16 protein-coding genes are annotated in these 23,943 nt (G+C 43.1%); 4 read left to right on the plus strand and 12 right to left on the minus strand.

The annotated features are described in order from the left end of the window. Window positions 1-859: 859 nt before the first annotated feature. The 3 genes from AAEY80_RS10380 to AAEY80_RS10390 all read left to right on the plus strand — a co-directional run bounded on the left by AAEY80_RS10380 (window position 860) and on the right by AAEY80_RS10390 (window position 6,225). Window positions 860-2,134 carry a CNNM domain-containing protein gene (locus AAEY80_RS10380; protein WP_350588275.1) on the plus strand — a complete coding sequence of 425 codons (1,275 nt, stop codon included), beginning with the start codon at window positions 860-862 and terminating at the stop codon, window positions 2,132-2,134. 308 nt (window positions 2,135-2,442) lie between these two features. Next, window positions 2,443-2,937 (plus strand): hypothetical protein, encoded by a 495-nt coding sequence (locus AAEY80_RS10385; RefSeq protein ID WP_025653272.1) that lies wholly within the window; start codon window positions 2,443-2,445, stop codon window positions 2,935-2,937. Between the two features lie 276 nt (window positions 2,938-3,213). Then, window positions 3,214-6,225 carry a LysM peptidoglycan-binding domain-containing protein gene (locus tag AAEY80_RS10390; RefSeq protein WP_025653273.1) on the plus strand — a complete coding sequence of 1,004 codons (3,012 nt, stop codon included), beginning with the start codon at window positions 3,214-3,216 and terminating at the stop codon, window positions 6,223-6,225. A gap of 180 nt (window positions 6,226-6,405) precedes the next feature. Here the strand turns inward: AAEY80_RS10390 and AAEY80_RS10395 are convergent, their stop codons facing one another. Together AAEY80_RS10395 and AAEY80_RS10400 are read right to left on the minus strand one after the other, a co-directional pair. Beyond that, window positions 6,406-7,614, minus strand: coding sequence for a transglycosylase SLT domain-containing protein (locus AAEY80_RS10395; protein ID WP_025653274.1), 1,209 nt, complete (start codon window positions 7,612-7,614; stop codon window positions 6,406-6,408). Between the two features lie 1,028 nt (window positions 7,615-8,642). Then, complete coding sequence (locus AAEY80_RS10400) at window positions 8,643-9,476, minus strand: Nif3-like dinuclear metal center hexameric protein (protein ID WP_201617393.1); 834 nt, start codon at window positions 9,474-9,476, stop codon at window positions 8,643-8,645. Between the two features lie 432 nt (window positions 9,477-9,908). Between AAEY80_RS10400 and AAEY80_RS10405 the strand changes: the two genes are divergently transcribed. Next, window positions 9,909-11,237, plus strand: a complete 1,329-nt coding sequence (locus AAEY80_RS10405) for a S1C family serine protease (protein WP_025653276.1) — start codon at window positions 9,909-9,911, stop codon at window positions 11,235-11,237. Window positions 11,238-11,355: 118 nt separating this feature from the next. Here the strand turns inward: AAEY80_RS10405 and yfaE are convergent, their stop codons facing one another. The 10 genes from yfaE to AAEY80_RS10455 form a co-directional block, all read right to left on the minus strand. Further along, the gene (yfaE, locus tag AAEY80_RS10410; RefSeq protein WP_160020842.1) at window positions 11,356-11,622 is read right to left on the minus strand and encodes a class I ribonucleotide reductase maintenance protein YfaE; all 267 of its coding nucleotides are present in this window, start codon (window positions 11,620-11,622) and stop codon (window positions 11,356-11,358) included. 37 nt (window positions 11,623-11,659) lie between these two features. After that, on the minus strand, window positions 11,660-12,793 hold the full coding sequence (gene nrdB, locus AAEY80_RS10415; protein ID WP_025653278.1) for a class Ia ribonucleoside-diphosphate reductase subunit beta: 1,134 nt from the start codon (window positions 12,791-12,793) through the stop codon (window positions 11,660-11,662). A 67-nt stretch (window positions 12,794-12,860) separates the two neighbouring features. Beyond that, entirely contained in the window at window positions 12,861-13,262 is a 402-nt protein-coding gene (locus AAEY80_RS10420; protein ID WP_350588267.1) for a hypothetical protein, read from the minus strand. Window positions 13,263-13,280: 18 nt separating this feature from the next. Then, window positions 13,281-13,478 (minus strand): hypothetical protein, encoded by a 198-nt coding sequence (locus tag AAEY80_RS10425; protein WP_350588268.1) that lies wholly within the window; start codon window positions 13,476-13,478, stop codon window positions 13,281-13,283. Between the two features lie 193 nt (window positions 13,479-13,671). Beyond that, on the minus strand, window positions 13,672-14,598 hold the full coding sequence (locus AAEY80_RS10430; RefSeq protein WP_350588269.1) for an S-4TM family putative pore-forming effector: 927 nt from the start codon (window positions 14,596-14,598) through the stop codon (window positions 13,672-13,674). 6 nt (window positions 14,599-14,604) lie between these two features. Continuing rightward, complete coding sequence (locus AAEY80_RS10435) at window positions 14,605-15,594, minus strand: SMODS domain-containing nucleotidyltransferase (protein ID WP_350588270.1); 990 nt, start codon at window positions 15,592-15,594, stop codon at window positions 14,605-14,607. 84 nt (window positions 15,595-15,678) lie between these two features. Next, window positions 15,679-17,955 carry a class 1a ribonucleoside-diphosphate reductase subunit alpha gene (gene nrdA, locus AAEY80_RS10440; RefSeq protein WP_350588271.1) on the minus strand — a complete coding sequence of 759 codons (2,277 nt, stop codon included), beginning with the start codon at window positions 17,953-17,955 and terminating at the stop codon, window positions 15,679-15,681. A gap of 514 nt (window positions 17,956-18,469) precedes the next feature. Then, entirely contained in the window at window positions 18,470-18,826 is a 357-nt protein-coding gene (locus tag AAEY80_RS10445) for a YbeD family protein (RefSeq protein ID WP_025653284.1), read from the minus strand. 258 nt (window positions 18,827-19,084) lie between these two features. Further along, a complete protein-coding gene (rpoD, locus tag AAEY80_RS10450; RefSeq protein ID WP_025653285.1) occupies window positions 19,085-21,004 on the minus strand; it encodes an RNA polymerase sigma factor RpoD in 1,920 nt (639 codons plus the stop codon). Window positions 21,005-21,498: 494 nt separating this feature from the next. Further along, window positions 21,499-23,691 (minus strand): DNA primase, encoded by a 2,193-nt coding sequence (locus AAEY80_RS10455; protein ID WP_201583575.1) that lies wholly within the window; start codon window positions 23,689-23,691, stop codon window positions 21,499-21,501. Window positions 23,692-23,943: the final 252 nt, after the last annotated feature.

Below are 23,943 nucleotides of genomic sequence, written 5' to 3' on the forward strand. Positions count from 1 at the left end.
GTGCCCTGAGATTTATTTCAGATTTATCGTTATTACAAAAATAGGGGTGCGTCTTATAAGGGTACGTCTTATAAGGTCTAGGAGTTGAATTCGTGCAAACCCTTAGTTATAAACCTCATTAATAAAGTAAGCATTATTAGCGCGCTATCGCTAGCAATATCTGTTTAAAAAATGCTATCAAGTTGAGCAAAGCGCTCAACAAAATGGCTCAAAACAACCTTTTTAATAAATAGTGACTTATTGTGCATTCACATCATCAGTGCTACTATCAAAAGACAATGATTGCCTGTATTTAGTGCACTCTCTATTGAGCCATATTCTGCCCACTATAAAACCGCGACAGCATCAACCTTGTTAACCATACTGGTATAATGCTTGTACTTGATTTGCTTTTATCAATTTATCGATATTATTTTGGATTGACTAGGGCGTGTTGAACATTCGACCATGGCACTGACAGAGACTATTTTTTAGGCGATTCAACGTTAAAAATCTTAAGTTTAGTCTTTCTAAACGTCTATTTTTAACACAGAAGCGGCAAAAAACAGTCCTGTCCCTACGGGCTGATGCTAAAATCGCCTCATACTGCGTTGCAAGTCTAGCTAAGGTATTAACATTATCGTCGACTTGCGCCTTGTATGAAACCATTTTAGCAATCAGCAGTGCCTATTTGTGAATGTTCAACACGCCCTATATAATAAGTGCTAATAGAGGATAAGAAAGCTGCGTTAATTGACCATTTATAAGTACGGTTTAGATTTATCATAGATGGTTTGTTGTCCGATGTGGTTTGCTTATTCTATCTCCCGATTCCTTTTTCTCTTTTATGTTTAGGTTACCTAACTTGTCCACCACTTCTATGTTTATACCTCGTTTGTGTCGTCCACGCGCTTGTCGTAAAGACGCTTCTGCTGAACCTCCCCCGACGATGCGCCATAACCCTCGCTTAGGCTTGGGCATAAAATCGTTGTCTCTGCTAACTGTATTGACCACTTTTATGTTGCCAAAAGCGGTATGGGCGGCTGAAGGCTTAGCAGAACCGACTGCTGCCAGTGTACTGCTGCTTATCTTGTTTGTGCTGATCGCTATTGGCATCTCGTTTATCTGCTCTCTGGCTGAGTCTGTTTTGCTGAGCATGACGCCTTCATACATTGCAGATATTCAAGAAAACAATCCCAAAAAAGGCCAAATGCTCAAGCAGCTAAAAGTTGACAATATCGATCAGTCGCTGGCTGCTATTTTGACACTAAATACCGCCGCTCATACGCTCGGCTCTATTGGTGCTGGTGCACAGGCCACGATTGTCTTCGGCAGTACGTGGTTTGGTGTCTTTTCGGCCATTATGACTTTGGCTATTTTGATATTCTCTGAAATTATCCCCAAAACGTTAGGCACGATGTATTGGCGCCGTTTAAGTGGCTTAGTTGCTTACTTTGTGCGCACGATAATTGTTGCGCTATACCCAGTCATTTGGTTCTCGGAGCGTCTGACTAAGCTATTGGTACGTGGTAAAGAGACCCATGTGTTTAGCCGTCGTGAGTTTGCCGCGCTTGCTAGTATTGGTGAAGAGTCTGGACAAATTGACCCACTAGAATCTCGAATTATTCGTAATTTACTCGCATTTGGCGCTATTAAAGTCGAAGATATCATGACGCCGCGCTCGGTGATGCTGGCGTTCGAAGAAAACAAGACCGTGGCTGAATTGTTGGTTGATCGTCCTAAACTAACCTTTTCACGACTACCGATTTATGATGGTGACTTGGACAATATTACTGGTTTTGTCTTAAAAACAGATATGTTGTTGGCGAAAGTCAATCACGCTATGCATAAGCCATTGACTCAATTTAAACGCGATATCACCTTTGTATTTTCAAAAATGAAATTGTTTGACTTGCTAGAGCTTATGCTAAAGAATCGTATCCATATTGCCATTACCGTGGGCGAATATGGTGAAGTAAAAGGGCTAGTCACCTTAGAAGACGTGTTCGAAACGTTATTGGGTCTAGAAATTGTTGATGAAATAGACCGCGTTGAAGATATGCAGGCGCTCGCACGGCAAATGATGGACAGACGCGTAGAGCGTTTGGGCATGAAGCTGAGCGATGATGAGCAGTATGAAGACAGTAATACATAAGCCATAGCATTACCATTGATGCGCCATACGTTGGGCTTCTGAGTCATGACAGTGCTGTTGACGTATGGTCAGTGCTTTAGAGTAATAAGTGCTGTAGGGTAGTAAAGGTATAAGACGTTCATAGTAAAATGATATTCGCAAGAATTACACAGGGTGTCACATGACTGTGAGAATTGAGTGATAGGCTAAAGCCACTATTCGAGTATGCTGTTAACAGTCTTAAACAAACAGCAAAGCGCAATTAAATAGTAAGTAAATGCCAAACGTCAATTAATGACAACAACGAAAAAGTATCGCTAAGGATTATCATGAAACGACTATGGGGAAAAGGGCTATTGGCTCTATTGCTAAAAAGTGCTGGTCTAGCAGCAGTTGTTGCTGTAGCAAGTACGGTCAGCATCACTGCGCAAGCGGCAACCATGACCGAAGATTTGGTGCAAAGCTATGCAGCTGCCATGAAGTCATCAGCGAATAATAAAAGCATCAATCAAGTCGCGCGTCTGGTCTCTGATGATGCGTTGATTTCATTATCAAGAAAAGGCAAATCTACCAGCTTAGACAAAGACGCTTATTTAAAGCTATTACAAAATAGCTGGAATGATACGTCTAATTATCGCTACGATATCTCGGTAGATAATGTTGTTATCACTGGCAATCAAGCTAAGGCAAATGTTACCACCAATGAGAGCTGGGTAAAAGATGGTCGTAATGTGTCATTCGTTACCACCTCGCGCGTCACTCTGACCCTATCTACTGGTAATGCCGTCCTGCTACGTGCTGTATCACAAGTCGCTATTAACTAAGCATTCAGTACTTGTAATCAGTGCTTATAGTCAGTAGTGATGGCTTGTCGTTTATATTCAGCGCTGAGCTATAAAAAAGATAATAATCATCCAAAGTTTTAGTAGCTGTACGTCTAAACGTTCGATTTTTACATACGTTTATCATGTCGTCGTGGCTTTTAGAGTAATAGCTGATTATTATCTTTTATATTAGGCTAGTCTTTGTTTAACATTGCATACTATACTAGCCCTCAATATTACCTTATCAATTCTTGTCGTTAGGAAACTTCCAATATCATGTCTACTGTGCTATCAAACTCTCGCTCATTTATTGCCTTACCCTTGACGCTCGCGGTATCGACTTTACTTATCAGTGCTTGTAGTAATACGTCAACGGTAAAAAATAAGGGCATGACCAACAGCTCAGCTGTGGTTACCAAACGTCCTACCACTCAAGCTGCTAAGCCAAGCACGAACGCTGATTATTCAACGGCGTTTTTAGATGCCGAGAGCTTAGACGAGCTGGCCGATTTGTTAGAAGCGACCGACATGACGATGGTTGAAGGTAATAAACTTGCCATTCAACAATACGGGGACTTGTGGAATCGCCTACGTGCAGGCTATCGCATGAACGGTGGACAGCCTGTTTATAACCAACGTATCGAAGGGCAAAAAGGTTGGTTTACTAGCAGACAGGATTATCTAAACCGTTTAACGGCACGTGCCAGTCGCTATCTATACCATACCGTACGAGAAGCTGAGCGTCGTAATATCCCTACTGAGCTTGCATTATTGCCGGTGATTGAGAGCTCCTATGATCCAAGTGGTACCAGTAGTGCCGCGGCCGCTGGCCTATGGCAGTTCATTCCGAGTACGGGCCGTATTTATGGTCTCAATCAAAGCAGTAGTTACGACGGTCGCCGTGATGTCATCGAATCGACCCGCGCTGCATATGACTTTTTGACAGCCCTACATAATCAGTTCGGTAGTTGGGAGCTGGCCTTGGCCGCTTATAACGCGGGTCCTGGTCGCGTGCAAAAAGCAATCGATGCCAATGCGGCTCGCGGTTTACCAACTGATTATTGGTCACTCAGATTACCGACTGAGACCATGAACTATGTACCACGCTTTTTGGCAGTGGCTGAAATTGTGGCAAAACCTGAGCAATATGGTGTCTACTTGCCTGCTATTGCCAACCGTCAGCATTTCCGTAGTGTGCCAGTGAACTATGGCGTTAGCTTAGCTGAAGTATCGCAAGTAACAGGCGTCAGTTACGACGAATTAGAAAGGCTGAATACTGCGCTGACGTCAGCCCGTGTTGATTCCTCAGGCCCGCAGCGTATCATTATTCCGAATGATGTAAGCCTTAATACTGATGCAAAATTAAGCTCATTACGAGGGAACGGTAGTAGTAATGTCATTGCTACGAGTAATACTAACCCGAATGCACCAACGACGCCAAGCTACAATAGCAAGCCGTACACCACCGGCACGTCATTGCCGTCTACAGGTAGTGCACTTGCAGATTATGCAGCGAGCGCCAGTGTGCCTCAGCAAACGACCAGTTATATCTCACCATCAGCCACGCCGACGAGCAGCTCTGTCTATAGTAACAATGCCGCTGTGCGTACTGAGCCACCACTGACCACGGCAGAAACCAACAAAATCAATGCGGAGCTCAAAAGTAGCAACAGTCTACCGACCACCTCTGCGCAGATTACCCAAAATAATACCATTGTCCAAGAGCCACCGCTAAGTAAAGAAGAGCGTGACTTTATTGCCAATCAAATTCGTAACAGTACGGCTGAAACCAACGTCATCAATGCGGATGGTAATATTAATTTATCTGCAGTACAGACGCAGCAGTCTATTCTAGAAGCGCGCGGCGAAGAGAAAAAACTGAGCTTCCCAAAAACCTCAGTCAGTAAGCCCAAGCCACAAGGCGCGCGCACCACTTATACCGTAAAACGCGGCGATACCTTATCAAACATCGCCACTCGTGCTGGTGTAAGCTGGCGTGACATCGCTGAATGGAACCAAATAGATGCTAGCGCTAAGCTACTATCTGGCAGCACATTATATTTATATGATGCTAAAACCATTGAGCCGATAAGTAGCAGTAGCACAAGCGCTGCTAGCCAGCCTGAGAGCTATGTGGTACAAAGCGGCGACACGCTCATTGGTACGGCCAATCGTTTCGGTTTATCAGTGACCCAACTCGCAAGTTATAACAACCTCAGCAGTCGCGCTGACTTGCTGAGAGGCCAAAAGCTGTGGTTGATTCCCGGTAAGGTCACGGCGCCAGCAACGACACCTGCTGCACCATCGACTAAACCAAGCAAGTCGTCGACAGCGACTAAGAACTACAAAGTCAAAGCAGGCGATGGTCTTATTGCCTTAGCACGTCAATTTAATATCTCAACCGAAACCTTAGCCAGTCTTAACAACATCGGTACTACTAACTCTTTATACGTGGGTCAGACGTTAAAAGTACCGGCTAGCGTAGATTTTAATTCTACTAATAGCAGCACTAGTACTAGTAGTTCGACTAGTAGCGCAAGCTCTTCAGTACCAACGACCAACTATAAAGTAAAATCAGGTGATACCTTAATCGGCATTGCCAATAGTGTGGGCGTCAGTGCGGCAGAGTTGGCTGCGGTGAATAGCAACTTCGATGCTAAGGCGCGTCTACAACGCGGTCAAACGATCAAAGTTCCAGCTTCTAAGGAATTGGTTGATCGTCAGTTAAATGACAAGGCGGTCAGTTATAAAGTAAAATCAGGAGATACCTTAACGGGTGTCGCTCAACGTTACAATATTGGTTTGGGCGATTTGGCAGCAGCCAACAACTTAAAAACCAACTCTAACTTGATATTGGGTCGTACGATTACCATTCCTGCTAACGGTAGTGCTCCTGCCAAAGCTACTTCTAGTACTAGTAATCAAAGTACTAGCAACAGCGCTGCTAGTACCACGACCAGTACAGCCAGTAGTGGCAAAAAACTGGGCAATACTGAGAGTTATAAAGTCAAATCAGGCGATGGCTTAATCGCGCTGGCTCGTCAGTTTGGTATTGCAGTCGAAGATTTGGCAGCGACCAATGATCTCGCGACCAATGCTCAGCTACAGCGTGGCCAAACCATCAAAGTCCCTAAAGCAACGGTAAGCTATACGGTTGGTTCAGGGGATAGTTTGATTGGTCTCGCCCGTAAGTATGGGGTGTCGACTCAAGAGCTTGCGGATATGAACAATATAAAAGCTGATACCATGCTACAGCGTGGTCAGCGTCTAACCGTACCAAATCGCTAATATAGTCGCATTTAGTACAGGTTAAAAATCAAAAAAGCTGCTCTTATAAAAGAGCAGCTTTTTTATTGGAAAAGTTTTATACGTATTTTATTCAAAAGCTTTTATTACGAAGCTTTTACTATGAGTCTTCTACTATCAGGCTTTAAAACAGAAGAATCATTAAACCAAAAAGAAGGGTCATTAAACGGTTTGCGTCTTGATAGTTTCAAGATAGCTCCTAATGTTACTGACATAATGCATCGCTTGTCCATAACGGCTATTAGACGCTCTATTTTCAGCAAGGTAGGCATAAACGTTCGCCCAGCTTTTGTCATCGATGCCCTGAGCTCTCAATTTACGCTGAATGCTTTTTACTGCGTTCGGCCCCATATTATAGCCCGCCAGTGCAAACCAAATACGATCGGTTTTGGGTACATCGGCAAAGTCTGATTTCATTTGCTCTAGATAACGCGCACCACCACCGATACTCTCATAAGGGTCGACACGATTAGACACGCCCATCGCCTTTGCGGTGTTATTGGTCAGCATCATAATGCCGCGTACCCCAGTCGGCGATACCGCATTGGCATCAAGATGTGATTCTTGATAGCCCATCGCCACCAGCAATTCCCAATCATGATTGTAGTTGCGCGCTTGCTCTTCAAAAGACGACTGATAATCAGGCAGCTTTTCTGTCAGCGTTTTTTGGAAATGGTCTTGGCTATACGCATCTTTTAACAAGTTCTGATTATAAAAAGCGGCCAGCTTTTGGGTGTTTTGAAGCTTGATACTGTCGCATAGGAAGTAACTGGCTTTTTGTGATAGCGGATCATTGGCTGAATTAAATGTCCAACTGACTTTTGGATGTAGACCGTTTTTGGTCAAACTGGCATCATAGCCGCAGCTAACATTGACAGAAGACAAATTCAGCTGGCTTTTGAGTTGGGTGCTGGCAGTCGTCAACGCCATATCAGCATTACCTGATTTTACCGCTTTGAGTGCGGCTTCTTCAGTCGCATAGGCTTTTAGATCGACGTCCACACCCAGCTCATCGGCATAGGTACGTACCAAATCATAACCAAAGCCGTGCTGAAAACCGTCCGTCGCAAAATAAGTACTATCTCCAGGGACAGCAGCGATGGTCAAGGTGTTCTCCAACATGACATGGTCATAGGCTGGCACCTGCGCACCCATGGTGGTAAAGCTCTCAGCAGGCAAAGAGAGCAGGGCGATACTAGAGACTTGTGCCAGTTTCTTGGTTCTGGCAAAACGACTTGAGGTAACAGGGTTAACGAATGTAACGAGGTTACTTTTAGTGTTCAGTAGGCGTTTGGACGGACGCAGTAAATATGAGATACGGCGTTTGGCCCCTTGCGCAGATACTTTTACACGATAAGTAATACGCTGCATGGATGTCTCCTAATTTTAGCCATCCTTCTTACCGCAAAAACACATACAAACATATGACCATAATATTGACATATATCGATATTGCCTCTTAAATAAAGTCGCATCTCTTAATGGGACAAATGCCACTCTATTTGTTTGACTATAGCGCCACTAGCGTACTCTCTCTAAGAGTTAGTGGGGTAGTTTGTCGTCAGCCAGCTATCGGTGCGTTATCAAAGCGTTCTAAAATACTATTTTTAAATTGATTTTAAAAACCGGACGCACAACGACGCGAAGGATATAAATCAGATGATTCCTTCATCGATAACTAAATATGGCTAGTGGCCAAACAACTATATGTCAAACACAGGTAAGGTCATGATTAAGTCATTGAGACAAAGACATCGCATAAAATCTTGATATAATAATTTGCTAATTAAGCAAATACATTCATCTGTTTTTACGATGCTAACTTTTATGGCTGGCTATACCTTGAATCACTAGTAATAGGATAGCTGGCTGTTAAAGTTTCTTGTCCAGCAATAAGGGTAAGTAAAATAACCAAGCTTGATAATTTTTATCGCTTTTTATCAAACAGGTGATTTAATACCATCATCGCGACACTAAAAATAAAAAAATACTATGTTGCTAACATATATAGTGCAAGCATAGTATTTCAATGGATAGCGGTTTAAAGCCTTACCACTTATGTAGCATGATAAAGTCTTAAACAACTACCAGCATTATTTTAGTGCCATAACCGGAAGCTGTAATAAATGGAAAGTTTCATGACAAAACGTTCTTTCTTCAAGTACCAATATGCGGTTATATCGTAGACTATTCAAGTTAAGTTAAGAAAAGAGCGATAAAACTTAACAATTAGGCTATAGACGGTAAGAAATCCACTCGTTATCGCTACATTCGCTAAAGTTTTATTAACATGCGTAACAGACTGAATATCGTTTATTCGAATGAGTGCACTGTTTTGCTCATCTTTATAATGACTAATCGTAATGACTAAGACTAAGTGTAATGACTGATTGTAAAAGCTAGGCTGGATTATCAATATCAATAAATGTTACTGGTAGTCCAAATTGCTGAGCAATGATATCGCCTAATGCTTGAATACCACCACGTTCAGTTGCGTGATGACCACAAGAAAAATAATCAATGCCTAGCTCACGTGCAAGGTGGGTGGTACGCTCGGATATTTCACCAGAAATAAAAGCATCACAACCCATCAAGGCCGCTTGCTCAATCATGTCTTGCGCGCCGCCTGTGCAAATGCCCACACGCTCGATAAGCCTATCGTTCGGTCGCTCATCATCAGTATTGGTAGCGGTTTTATAGTTGGCCGAAATATGTAAGGGTATACGCCCTAATGCCTTGGTAGTTTGAGCAATAAGACTTTGAGCATTCTGTGGCTCACAAATCGCAATATTACCAACAGGGTGCGCCTCATGAGGATAAAGGGGCCCAATAATTGTCATATCGAGCAAGTCGGCAAGTTTTGCGTTGTTGCCAATAACTGGATGGGCATCTAGGGGTAAGTGATAGCCAAGCATCGATATGCCGTGCTGCATTAATTTACGGATACGTCGACCTTTCATACCCGTAATGGGCGCGGGTTCCCCTTTCCAAAAATAACCATGATGCACCACTATAGCGTCGGCATTATCAGCAATAGCGGCATCAATCAACGCTTCACAGGCGGTCACCCCCGTGACCACTCGCTGAATAGGACGTCCGCCATCTACTTGTAGACCGTTAGGCGCATAATCCTGAAAGGCGCTAGCAGATAAATAATCATCACAAAAAGTGGCTAAGCTTTGCGCGGTAATAATTGTATTGGTTACGTCAGTTGAGCTATTATTAGCTGTCATCGTTTTTCCTTATTATGGCGTTTCATTATCATCGTGTTTTATTGTCTTCGGGTTTTACTATGATCGTATTTTATTTGATAGCATCAATTTAGCAATTAGATTTATCAATGCGGCGCTTGATTGAATAATGGTCAAAAGCAGATGCATTTTTATAGCCATCATTTTAACATGGTGGTGTCAAAGAGTAGACAAAGCTAATAACTCAAATGGTACACGATACGTTACCAATTAAAGGTGCGGGCGGGTATAATTTGCATACGTGAGTTTATCTAATTATTAAGTTCTAGTTAGCACTTATAATCAGTGCTTCGAATTAGTACTTCTAAGTAATTAAGTACAGCCAGCTAGTCAATCAATAATATCTACTTAGCACAAAGTGTCTCATCTTATTGGTCATTGCCTGTTTGTATCAAATTTATAGAGGTTTTATCTATGTCGCCAGCCCCGAACACCAACAACAAGACGTCTCTATTAAAATGGTTACCGTGGATTTTATTACTGTTAGTGCTTGCAGCGTTTATCTGGTTATTCACCAGTATGAAGACGCCGTCAGAAGCCACTTGGGAGCCACCAAGAACCTCGGCTGCTGAGCAGGCAGCGTCGGAACCTGTAGCCGATACGCCAACGCCTATTTCCTCTTATCATAATGCCGTTAGCCGTGCGTCGCAGTCAGTGGTCAACATCTATACGACACAGACCATGGCGGAGCATCCTTATATGGATGATCCTGTGTTGCGCCGCTTCTTTGAGTTCCATGGTGGACCGCCACAAGATCAAGGCCCAACCAACTTGGGCTCGGGTGTGATTGTGTCAGAAGACGGCTTTATCGTCACCAATGCGCACGTAATCGAAAAGGCAGATGAGATTACCGTTGCCTTTAATGATGGTCGTAAGAGTCGCGCTAAGCTTATCGGTACCGACCCAGACAGTGATTTGGCAGTGATTCGGGTCGACATGACTGGATTGACACCGTTAGGCTTCCGTGAAGAACCTATTAAAGTGGGAGACATTGCATTAGCGATTGGTAATCCGTTCGGTGTCGGTCAAACAGTGACGCAAGGGATTATTTCAGCAACGGGTCGTACTGGACTTGGGGTCAATAAGTTTGAAGACTTTATCCAAACCGATGCCGCTATCAATCCCGGTAACTCGGGCGGCGCACTGGTTGATGCGCGCGGTGAATTGGTTGGTATTAATACGGCTATTTACTCACGCTCTGGTGGCTCGATGGGCATTGGTTTTGCTATCCCGACCGCCCTAGTTGAGCAAGTGATGAATGCTCTGATCAAAGATGGTAAGGTCAGTCGCGGCTGGCTAGGTATTGAGATACAGTCGCAGCTTCGGGATCCGACGCAGCTTGAAACCTCGACGGGTGTAGAAGTGCTAAATGTTATCGATAAAGGTCCAGCTGCCAAGAGTGGTCTGCGCGTTGGCGATATCATCCTGACGATTGATGGCGTTGAGATGACCGATGCCAACACGCTGATTCAGTATGTCGCTCGCAAACCACCCAATACTGAGCTAAACGCCCAGATATTACGCCGTGGTAAAAATGCGCAAGTGAAGATACTGTTAGAGGAGCGTCCTGTGCAAGAGCCAGTCGAGCGCCCTGTTATTATCGAAGATGAGACCATGAATGGTCTTGGTCAACCCAACATGCAAGACGGTGGACAAGAGACGCCCATGATGTCAGAAGCCGAGCGTGACCGTATGCGTGAAGAGCTGCTAAAACTGTTTGACCAAGATGGCGTGGCTCAGTAGTTTCTTGGGTCAGAATAATTGGCGCAAGGGCTCAAAAAGATTATTAGCATAAAAAAAGCGCGTTATCTTATGTAGATAGCGCGCTTTTTATTGATCTTAACGTTTTATAAATGAGAGGTTATTTCTCGACTGGTTCGTGGTTGATATAAATCACCCCTTGCACACGGCAGCAGCAGGGTAGGATCTCATCGTCCTCAATCATCGCAAGCGGAGCAAACGGGTAATCGACCGTATGCGAGCTGGCAATGCGCTTGACTCGGCAGCTACCACAGTAGCCTTCCTTGCACTGATAATTGACCTCATGTCCGGTGCGCAACAGTCCATCGAGTAGACTCTCATTATCATGCAAATAGAATTGTTTTTTACTGGTCATTACCCAAGTCATGATAAATCCTATGTAAAAAGCGTAAAGCTACTAAAGCCTAAAGCTCAAAATCATCAAAGTCACTGTCTGATAAGTCCGAATCAATCTGACCGACCAAGTACGAGCTGATTTCGGTTTCTTGCGGTGCGACCTGTACATTGTCAGACGACAACCACGTATTGATCCAAGGAATCGGATTTGATTTTGATTTCGGGAAAGCTGATGGCAAGCCCACCGCTTCCATACGCAAGTTGGTGATGTATTCGATATATTGGCACAGAATATCTTTATTCAGACCAATCATCGAGCCGTCTTTGAACAGATAACCTGCCCATTCTTTTTCTTGCTCAGCCGCCTTGCGGAATATCTCGATGCTTTCCTCATAGCACTCTGCGGCAATTTCGACCATCTCGGGATCGTCACGACCGTTGCGCATGAGGTTTAGCATATGCTGCGTACCAGTCAAATGCAGCGCTTCATCACGAGCGATGAGTTTAATGATTTTGGCATTACCTTCCATCAGCTTACGCTCAGCAAAGGCAAACGAGCAGGCAAACGACACATAAAAGCGAATGGCTTCTAAGACGTTGACCGCCATAATGCACAGATACATTTGCTTCTTAAGTGACCTCAAATCAACGGTGATTTCTTTACCGTTGATATTGTGCGTACCAGCACCGTACAGGCTATACAGCTGCGAATTGCGATACAGCTCGTCATAATATTGAGCGATGTCTGAAGCACGCTCTAAAATGTGCTCGTTTTGCATAATATCGTCAAACACAATACCGGGATCGTTGACGATATTACGAATGATATGGGTATAGCTGCGTGAGTGAATGGTCTCAGAGAATGACCACGTCTCAATCCATGTCTCCAGCTCAGGAATCGATACCAGCGGCAGTAGCACGACGTTTGGGCTACGACCTTGGATAGAGTCGAGTAGGGTCTGGTACTTTAGGTTACTGATAAAGATATGCTGCTCATGCGAGGACAGATTGCCGTAGTCCATACGGTCTTTTGACACATCGACTTCTTCTGGACGCCAAAAGAATGACAGCTGCTTTTCAATTAATTGCTCAAAGATGGGGTGCTTTTGTTGGTCGTAGCGGGCAATATTGACTGGCTGACCAAAGAACATCGGCTCTTTCATGGCGTCATTTGGTGTTTGGGAAAAAATCGAATAAGTCATGGGACTGCCTTTATAAGTGATACGGTTATTAATTTATATGGATTTGACTGGGTTTGCTTGGATTGGATTACAAGTTCTCTAACGATATCTGTTCTGACGTCTGTCCATCATTCATATACGCTTTAAATATCTCGCTCAGCTCCACATCATCCAATGCTTCCAATTCATCGATTGCGCTTTTGCGCAGCGCACTCAAGCCTTCATCATCTGACAGTTGCTGTATTTCTTTCTGTGCGTCTTTTTTGGTTATTCTCTTAGCTGGTTTTTTTGATGCTTTTGCGGTGTCTTTCTTTGGTGTTTCTAGTGTTGATACAGCGCCTTCGCTTAATTGCTGACGAACTTCATCGATGTCTACTTCTACTTGTACGATATGCGAGCCGCCATCGTTTAGGTCTGAAAATACGTTAGGGATAAACAAACCACCGTCTTTGATGATTGCGGTATATTGCACGTCTATGACCTCCGTCATTTTTATTCTTTGTGTGTTTTAATTATAACAGTAGCCAATCCCGCCTACCGCTTGTATCTGCCTTGCCGCTGGCGTGCAGTCTATCGTGTCTGACCGCATTCCTGTTGTCTCGATACTACGTTCAGCCACGGACTGCATCGCCATCGTCGTCAGCAGGATACCGCTATAGTCGCGGCTAAAAATCCTTGCTAGGGCGTCTTTCTTCTTTCTTAACAACTTTCTATGCTTTAGAGTAGGTTGGTGTCGAGGAACGAGACCCAACAAAGACTCAAACCGTTGGGTTTCCTTCGTCAACCTAACCTACGTGCTTTAAACACAGTTTCTATATTATCGGTGCGCTGGGCGTACCCTACGACTTTATCTAGTGTTTCTAAGGTTTTATCAATTCTGGTTTAAAGTAAATAATATATTAAATCAAGTTATCTAATTTTTTGACATTTTTAATTAATGAGTCAGAATTGATAACCATGTCATAGTTCATTTTCTTTTGAGTAAGTTTATATAGCCATTCAAAAATTGGAAGAGTTTTCAATCTGTAGATGTGCCATCTTTGCATTAATTCAATTGTCATAGAATCAATTTCATCACTATTTAGCTTATTGCTCTCTACATTTTCCCATACACTACAACAGTCATTTCGAATTTTATCAGCTAAGTTCACGCACTCTTTATTTTCTAGCCATTCCTCTAAAATTAAGGAAAGGAAAGGTATGATTGGTACAAATCCAAATAGTATTACTTCTCTTAATGTGAAATTCAGTAAAGTAGAAATTATAATCGGAGATAAAATACTAAATAATAAAATAACTCCAAGTCTCTCTTGATAGTTAGTTCTAAGTTCCACTTCCCATGAAAAAGTACTATAAATGCCTATTAGTCTGGCTCTTGAGAAGTCAATAGTATCTAAGTTTATATTCCACCAAGTTTCAAAATCTTGAACGTCCGATGGCTTATTTTGTATACGTATATTATATAATGAATCTATTAATGAAGGAGATATGTCAAAGGGTTTAGGCTCACTACCCACATGAAGTGTATAGAAATCATGATATTGTTGGACAAGGCAACCTATGTCTTGCCAGTACCTCATTTTAGCTTTGCCAAAACTACTAACCAAAACATAAATTGCAAGAATAGAAACTACGTACACGTCTAGATATTGAATACTCAACTTCAGTTCTGAAAACAACACAGCTATAAATTGTGATATTGCAGTTAGGAACGTTAAACCCCAAAGTAAAGCTTTAAAATCTTTAGAATTCTTATAAGCCTGACGAAAAGCTAAGCCTAATTTAATGGATTTTTGAGATTTTTGGTTTTCTACAATGCTATTCATAGTTATTTATCCATAACTTGGGAAGTTAATACCAAAGACCTTTCTCCATTCTTTAATAGCGTTTTCGTGATCCTTGTTGGTAACTTCTAAATAGTTAGCAGTATCTGCTATCTTGACATCATTCTCTGCCTTAATTGAAATCTTGATTTTTTCATCAAGACTAAGCGTATTTATCTCACCTTGTATTCCTTTAGGATCATTTACACTACTATAAATTCTCTGACTTAGATAATTTAGAATATTTCTAAAGTTGATATCTAAAAAGTCTGAAGAGCTATTGCTTTCATAATATTCAAGTATAATGCTTTCTAGCAAGTACGAAGACATAGATGGCATAGTAGCTCTACGTTGCCAATATTTTGTGATTCTAATAGCATCTAAAATCTTACCGTTATGGTTTTTATTGATAGTTTTAACTCTTGCTCTATCAATTCTAGGATCAGTTTTCATCCAGTTACCATATCCGTCAGGTATGAGATAATAGCTTTTTCCTAATAAATCCTCTGTGGTCATGAATGCTGGAACAATATCAAAGTTCCAATCGTAACTGTCTAGCTTAAAACTTACCGATTGCATATTTCGATGGATATTAGCTGCAGTGTAATGAGGTATAGACTTCAGTGATGAAATAAATTTATTTACTATTTTTTTAGAATTAAGATCTAGTGAATCTGAATGACGATAACTATTGTAGTCGTTTAAGTACTGAGGGGATTTGAGGTATACAGTTCCATCGTATTCTTCTCTCCAAGTACAACCATTAGCTTTTAAGGTAAATATCATATCGATATCATCGAGATCACGTATTTTTGTTTTCCTTGCAAACGAACCATAATCAATATTTTTATCGTTATAGAGTGGAAAAAAGTCATTAAAGCTATTTATCTTGCTCTTTAGAAAATCTCTACTACGACGTGCGATTTCAACTTTTTGACTTTCTAAATTAACCGTATTTCTCATAAACTTGTTAAAAGCTGAATTAACCGTGTTAGACATTATTTCATCCTTGATAGATCTAAATTTATAACAATAGATAGCGAGCTAGACTAGGAAAAAGCCAAACCCGCCATTTATCAAATCCTAAATCTTACACGCACCGCCAGCACAATCATCTTCCATATCCGCTTGGGCATCGTTCGCACCATCACGAGTGTTATGGTAGTACAACGTTTTTACACCCATCTTATAAGCGTTTAGCAAGTCTTTTAGCAATATCTTCATCGGTACACGGCCACCTTCATAACGAACCGGATCGTAGTTAGTATTGGCAGAGATACTTTGATCGACGAACTTTTGCATGATAGCGACGAGCTTTAAATAACCGTCATTGTTCGGCATTTGCCATAGTAGCTCGTACTGATCTTTTAGCTTGTCAATCTCAGGCACGACTTGCTTGAGGATACCGTCCTTTGACGCTTTGATAGAGACCAGACCGCGTGGTGGCTCGATACCATTGGTGGCGTTGGCAATCTGACTAGAAGTCTCAGATGGCATCAAGGCAGTTAGGGTAGAGTTGCGCAGACCGTGAGTGGTGATTTCAGTGCGTAGCGTTTCCCAATCGAGATGTAGCGGCTCTTGGCAGATTTTATCCAAGTCGGCTTTGTACGTATCAATCGGCAAGATACCTTGCGAGTAAGTTGTCTCATTGAACGCAGGGCACGCGCCTTGCTCTTTTGCCAATTTGTTTGACGCTTTCAAGAGATAGAACTGCAACGCTTCAAACGTTTGATGGGTCAGACCAAGCGCGCTATCGTCTGAATAGCGTACGCCATTTTTAGCAAGGTAGTACGCGTAGTTAATCACGCCCACACCTAGTGTACGACGACGCATGCTGCCGTTTTGAGCAGCTTTGACTGGATAGTCTTGATAGTCGAGCAGGGCATCAAGCGCACGCACGATTAGCTCAGCTGGCTCTTCGATGTCGCTGACGTTTTCAACTTTACCTAAGTTAACTGCTGATAGCGTACAAAGCGCGATTTCGCCTTCTTCGTCATTAATGTTATCAAGTGGTTTAGTCGGTAGCGCGATTTCCATGCATAGGTTTGACTGACGAATCGGAGCGACCGTCGGATCAAACGGGCTATGAGTGTTGCAATGGTCGACGTTTTGGATATAGATACGACCCGTGCTGGCGCGCTCTTGCATCATTAGGCTAAACAAATCTGCCGCTGGGATTTGACGGCTACGAATGCTTGGGTCATTCTCGTACTTGGTGTATAACTCTTCGAATTTGTCTTGATCTTCAAAGAACGCATCGTACAAGCCAGGGGTATCACCCGGTGAGAATAGCGAGATATCTTGACCTTTGATGAGGCGCGTGTACATTGTCTTGTTTAACTGGACGCCATAATCCATATGACGGACACGGTTGTCTTCGACGCCGCGGTTGTTTTTGAGTACCAATAACGACTCAACTTCTAAATGCCATAATGGATAGAACAACGTCGCTGCACCGCCACGGACGCCGCCTTGTGAGCAGCATTTAACAGCTGTCTGAAACAGTTTATAGAATGGAATACAGCCAGTATGCTGGGCTTCACCGCCACGGATAGGGCTACCAAGGGCGCGAATACGACCAGCGTTGATGCCGATACCAGCGCGCTGCGATACATAGCGTACGATGGCGCTAGTGGTCGCGTTGATTGAATCTAGGCTATCACCACATTCGATCAGTACACACGAGCTAAACTGGCGTGATGGCGTACGCACACCTGACATGATTGGCGTCGGTAGCGAAATTTTGAACTCTGAAGTCGCATCATAGAAGCGCTTCACATAGCTCATGCGCTCAGCTCTGTCGTAATTGGCGAACAGACACATACCGACCAGCATATATAAGAACTGCGGGCTCTCATAAACGGTTTTGCTGACGCGATCTTGCACGAGGTATTTACCCGCCATTTGCTCAACAGCAGCATAAGCCAAATTCATATCGCGCCAGTGGTCGAGGTATTCTTCTAATTCATCAAATTCAGTACGGCTATAGTCAGCTAGGATATGTTGATCATATTTGCCAGCGTCAGTCAGTTTTTTGACATGGTCATATAGGTGCGGCGGAGTGAATTTATTATAAGCAATCTTACGCAGATGGAAGATGGCCAAGCGCGCGGCTAAATACTGATAGTCAGGCGTGGTTTCAGAGATAAGGTCAGCGGCAGACTTGATGATGGTCTCGTGAATATCACGAGTTTTGATACCTTCATAAAACTGAATGTGCGACTTTAGCTCTACTTGTGACACAGACACGTTATCCAAATCGTCCGCTGCCCAGGCAATAACCTTGTGAATTTTGTCTAAATCAATAGGCTCTAAACGTCCGTCACGTTTGGTCACTTGGATTTTGTCGATATGTGTCATGCTAGCCTCTTAGATGATTGCTTATATTATTCGCTAAGCGGTTAAGTCCGCGAAACGTTTATTATTAAATTAATAATCAAACTACTAATAATCAATAGCTTAGCGGTGCTTTTTTATGGCAAAAGCATCCAGCTGCTCGAAATAATGATAAAAATCATTGAGCACTACATGTAGCGTCTTTATTAGTAGGTAGGCACAATATAGCGGGAAAATTTTGAAAATACTATATTGATTTTAGTAGCAAACTATGTTGCTAAGGGGTGAAAGCGCGTCCAAATTTTGGCAAAGGACGACGGGGCAAGGGTTAGGTGCGAATGACACAAATAATAAATTTTTTGTAAAAATGGATGGTCGTTTGCTTTTTATTATTTGCTAAAGGGTCGAGTGATAGTTGTGGTCATCACCGTAATAATTCGGATGCAGATTGTACCGCAGACAACAAAAAATCGCCACCCATATGAGTGACGATTTAGACCTAAAAAGGGTTGTTTTTTTCTAAACACCCATTCCCTGTTTATACAACCAAGCGTACCGTTTTGGCATCGTCTAGTGAGGCATAAAGCGTATTTACTTGTTCAACAGTGGTTAAGTACAGATTGGCACGTACCGAATGAAAACGTCCTGTTTTTGACGGTTTGACTTCCATAGACGCCAAATCAAACTCTGGGAACTGGCTACCGAGGATGAGCTTCACTTCATTCAGCAAATTCTCATGCTCGCCTTCATGACCGATGATGCTCAGTGGGTAGTTCATTGGGAACTCCCAAAGCTCAGGATTTTGCACGTCGGTTTTTTTGCCTTTCAAAATACCGTCATTGGCGACTAACTCGGTCACTTTGACGTCTCTTTTTGGGTTGTTGTTATCGCTCATCATCGTATCCTTATCGTTATTTGAGAATGTCGCTTACATACTGGCTATTTATAATGGCACTTGACCCATTATTCAAGGGCACTGATACGTATTGAAGCAAATTAGTAGCGCTGAAAAAGAGCACTGCTATTGTTAAAATAAGCTAGCAATACCATAAATGACTATCTTGTAGACACAAAAAAGCTGAGTCATGCTCAGCTTTTTTGATTTGATTTTAAGAATGCTTATATCGTGTTCAGCATTTTGTACCTAGATAAATTAGTCATTTTCAAGGAAAGAGCGTAGGTGCTCTGAACGTGATGGATGACGCAATTTACGTAGGGCTTTTGCTTCAATCTGACGAATACGCTCACGCGTCACATCGAACTGCTTACCAACTTCTTCTAACGTATGATCCGTTGGCATATCGATACCGAAACGCATTTTTAGGACACGTGCTTCACGCTCAGTCAGATTACCCAATACGTCACGAGTGGCTTCACGCAGACCAGCCGCGGTTGCATCATCAACAGGACTTGAAATCGTACCATCTTCGATGAAATCGCCTAGATGTGAGTCTTCGTCATCACCGATAGGCGTCTCCATAGAGATAGGCTCTTTGGCGATTTTTAGCACTTTACGGACTTTGACTTCGTCCATCTCTAAGCGTTCGCCTAATTCCTCAGGTGTCGGCTCGCGTCCCATCTCTTGTAATAGCTGACGTGAAACACGGTTAATTTTATTAATCGTCTCAATCATATGCACAGGGATACGAATGGTACGCGCCTGATCCGCGATAGAGCGGGTAATCGCCTGACGAATCCACCAAGTGGCATAGGTCGAGAACTTATAACCACGGCGGTATTCAAACTTATCGACCGCTTTCATCAGACCGATATTACCTTCTTGGATTAAATCCAAGAACTGTAGACCACGGTTGGTATATTTCTTAGCGATAGAGATAACCAGACGCAAGTTAGCTTCGACCATCTCTTTTTTGGCGCGGCGAGCTTTGGCTTCACCGACTGCCATACGACGGGCGACGTCTTTCATATCGTGGATTTTCATGTCGAGCTGCTGCTCGTAATCACGAATTTTACGCTGTAGCAAAATCACGTCATCGGTGACTTTTTCTAGCGTACCAGCAAAAGCGGGCTTGCCTTTTAGGCGCTCAATGAGCCAATCAACGTTGGTTTCGTTACTAGGGAAGGTCTTGCGGAACTCATCACGCGGCATACGACCACGGCGAATCACCAAACGCATGATTTGACGTTCTTGCTTACGCACATCATCATACACGTCATGCATGATAGCCATGACTTGGTCTGACAAGCGATTGTTGAGCTTGAGCATCATAAAGCGTTCTGCCAATTGTGCATAGGCTTCGTCGGCTTGTGCGCTACCACGACCATAGTCGAGCAAGGCCTGTTTTGCTTTAATAAATAGGTTTTCGATCTCTTCTAGACGCAAGCGTACTTCTTCTGGATCGATGCCGCCCGTTTCTTCTTCCTCTTCCTCAGCGTCATCAATATCATCAGCGTCGTCATCATCGAGATCGTCTTTCGCATTGGCTTTTGGCTTGATAACAGGCGGATTTTCTTTTTCTTCTTTGATGCGCTCGCGCTCTTCTTTCGCCGCTTCTTTGGCTTCTTGAGCCGCTATTTTGTCTTCTTCGGTCTCAGGATCCAAAAAGCCGGTGATGACATCAGAGAGTTTTTTGTCGCCATCTTGCACTTTTTGATATTCATCAAGGACGAATTGTACCGTGCCCGGCCAGTATGACATCGCATGCTGGACGTCACGAATACCTTCTTCGATACGCTTGGCAATAGCAATCTCGCCTTCACGGGTTAAGAGGTCAACCGTACCCATCTCACGCATATACATACGCACAGGGTCAGTGGTGCGACCAGGCTCTGTCTCAACAGAGGCCAAGACGGCCGCTGCCTCATCCGCTGCCATGTCATCATCACTTGAATCATCGTTCATCAAGATGTCATCGGCATCTGGGGCAGACTCAAAGATTTTAATGCCAACGTCGGTCAGCATTTGCACGATGTCTTCGATCTGGTCACTTTCGGTAATAGAGTCGGGTAGTTGGTCATTCACCTCGGCATAGGTAAGATACCCTTGCTCTTTACCCATTTGGATTAAGGTGGCCAGTTGAGAGGTGGACTTAGAAACTGACTTATCGTTCATAAATACTCGCTTACTTGCATCGGACATTTTTATAGGGTGACTCGCTAGCGCTCGCTCGGTGCGTTGATCTAATCAATCGATTAATCAAAATAAGGCGTAGGGACAGTCAACAATATCAAAAATGAGTGGATATGAATAAAGGCTCAAAACACTACAATAACGGAGCTAAAAAACTGTTAAAAATATATCAAAAATAATAATTGTTAAAAGTAATACTAAAAATTTGTGCTTAACGATGCACGCTTATAGTCATTTCGTAAGCCATGCTATAAATAGTTAGCGACACAGTTTAACACAGACCAGTGTAGTCAAGCACGAGGTAGTGCATGCTCTCTATCATATTTACTCATTATTTTCGATTCGTATAATGGTTTATTGTTCGTATAATGAATGATAAAGATGGCTTGAGCGATTGGCCATAATCACTAGTAGTGGGGGCAACCACCATACTTTTAAAGGGCTGCCAATTTATAAACCAAAAATAACATCAGATATTAAGACTGCACGGTGACCATCTGCGCCGATTGTTCGGCTTGCTGAGCACGTAGCCAATCGTTCAATAGCTGTGTCTGCTTACGGACAATCGCCAGCTTGATATGATCGGGGTTTTTTATCAGCTCTTGTATCTTTTTCTTCATATTGCGTTCGAGAAGCTGACTGACCAAGTTTTCAATCAGCTCATCAAGGCTCAAAATATTTCTTGTCGTTAGGGTTTTATAAAAGCCGCCCCAGTTACGACTCAGCATCTCTTGGGTAATCGGTTTGACGTTCGACAGGATAAAGTGCGCAGCGGCGTTGGCGTCCTGCGGTAAATAATTGAGGCAGCGCTTGATAGTGCTGACGATATCGAGCAGGGCATCATCTTGCAAGTCTTCCCAAGCAAGTGCACGCAAGATATCAGGCGAGGCTTTTTCCTTGATATGAGCTGGCAGGTTGATGCGGTTGATACCGGCCTGTTGCCAGATCGACTCAATAGGATCTTCAAGCAGTGCACGCGGCTGGAATAAAAAACAAAGCTGCAATTGCTGGCTGATGGTCATATCACCATCGAAATCTAGCAGCGCGTCCCTTGCTTCTTTGTTTTGGCTACGCTTACCACCTAGCTTTTGATAGATATCATTATTTAGTAGGTAACGAAAGCTACTGCCTTTGGGAAGCGCCATGGTTAGTGAACGTACCTGTGACATCAGTTTGGCTTTGCCTTCTACCAAGGTCAAATCATAGCGCTCGCTTAAGTAGGCAAAAATATACTGTGACAGCGGCATGGCATTTTTGATTTGCTCTCGCATAGCGTCACCGCCTTGACTCTTGATAAAGGTGTCAGGGTCATGATTGTTGGGCAGTGTCAAAAACCGTAGCTCTTTATCATCAGCCAGTACAGGCAGAGCAACTTCTAGCGTTCGCCAAGCCGCTTTTTGTCCTGCACTATCACCATCGAAGCTTAATGTCAGGGTAGGATTTAGCGTTAATAATCGCGAGATTTGACTCTCATTAATCGCCGTACCCATAGAGGCAATCGCGCCATAGATACCGGATTGGTAAAGGGCAATTACATCCATATAACCTTCGACCACCAGCCAACTATCCGCACGTTGCTGGCGTGATTCATAATAGCCGTACAGCACATGCTGCTTATGAAAAACGGGCGAGTCAGAGGAGTTGATATATTTTGGCTTCACGTCATCATCGAGCGCGCGACCACCAAAGCCAATGGTGCGACCTTGATTGTCACGAATCGGAAAAATCACCCGATCGCGAAGCAAGTCGTAATCGCGCCCAGATTCTGATTGGCGCACTAAACCAAGCGCTTTTAGACCTTCAATATCTTGCGGGAATTGATGCTCAAGATGCTGCCAACCGAAGGGTGCATAACCGAGACCAAAAGTCTCAAAGATATCTTTAGTAATGCCACGCGATAAGAAATAATGCTTGGCATGCGGATGGATAGTGAGGTTGTGTTGATAGAATTGCTGAATTTGTTCCAGTAAATCGTATAGATTGCCGTCTTTATCTGAGACACTATTGTCACTATGTGAGCCTGCGCCAGCATTGGTATCGGTCAACCATGCAGGTGGAGCGCCATTGTTAGTTGCATCTTGATAGTCGGCAGGATAAGAATCCATTGGATAAGGCGCTGAATCGTAAGCGTCTAGCGGTGGATAGCTGTCGTAGCTGTTTTCATAGTTATGATCGTAGCTACTATCATGATTATTATGGTCATTATAAGTGGGCTGATCTGTATAGTTTTTCTGCTGAGAATCGGTTGCTATGCTTGCTGGTAATTGGTTATCCACTGCTGGCTGAAATTTTGCAGTTTCAGCAGCGGGTGCACGCGAGGCGGGTTTTATAGCAGCTTGTTTTTTAGTACGCTGATAACTAACGTTTTGCTGTTCTTCTTTTGGCACTTCGATGCCCGTTTGTTTTGACAGCTCATTGACCGCTTCGATAAACGTTAGGTTTTCATAATCACGTAAAAAACTGATGGCATTGCCACCGACACTACAACCAAAGCAGTGATAGATATTTTTTTGTGGATTGACATAAAAAGACGGTGATTTTTCACCATGAAACGGGCAACAGCCTTTAAACTCACTACCAGCACGTTTGAGCGTCGTGTGACGCCCAATAATACTGATTAAGTCAGCTTGGCTATTTAATTGTTCGAGAATATGGTTTGGGATACTCATAAGGACAAATATTTTACCACAAGGTCTACATACAATTCATAAATAGGGCTACCAATACCTAAAATAGTTTCAAATAGATGAGAAACCGTTAGTATAATTCGTTTGATTTCTCAATAAAATATCACTGTAGTCTGTTATGACTTTTAAGCCCTTTGTAAATGTATACTGGCATTTCGATTAAGCCAAGTTACTGATAATTTGTCATTAAACTCGGTGAAATATTGTTACGGAATTGTGTTAGTGTATTCGTTT

The sequence above is a fragment of the Psychrobacter sp. 78a-MNA-CIBAN-0178 genome, from assembly GCF_040309625.1.
Taxonomy (GTDB): Bacteria; Pseudomonadota; Gammaproteobacteria; order Pseudomonadales; family Moraxellaceae; genus Psychrobacter; species Psychrobacter okhotskensis.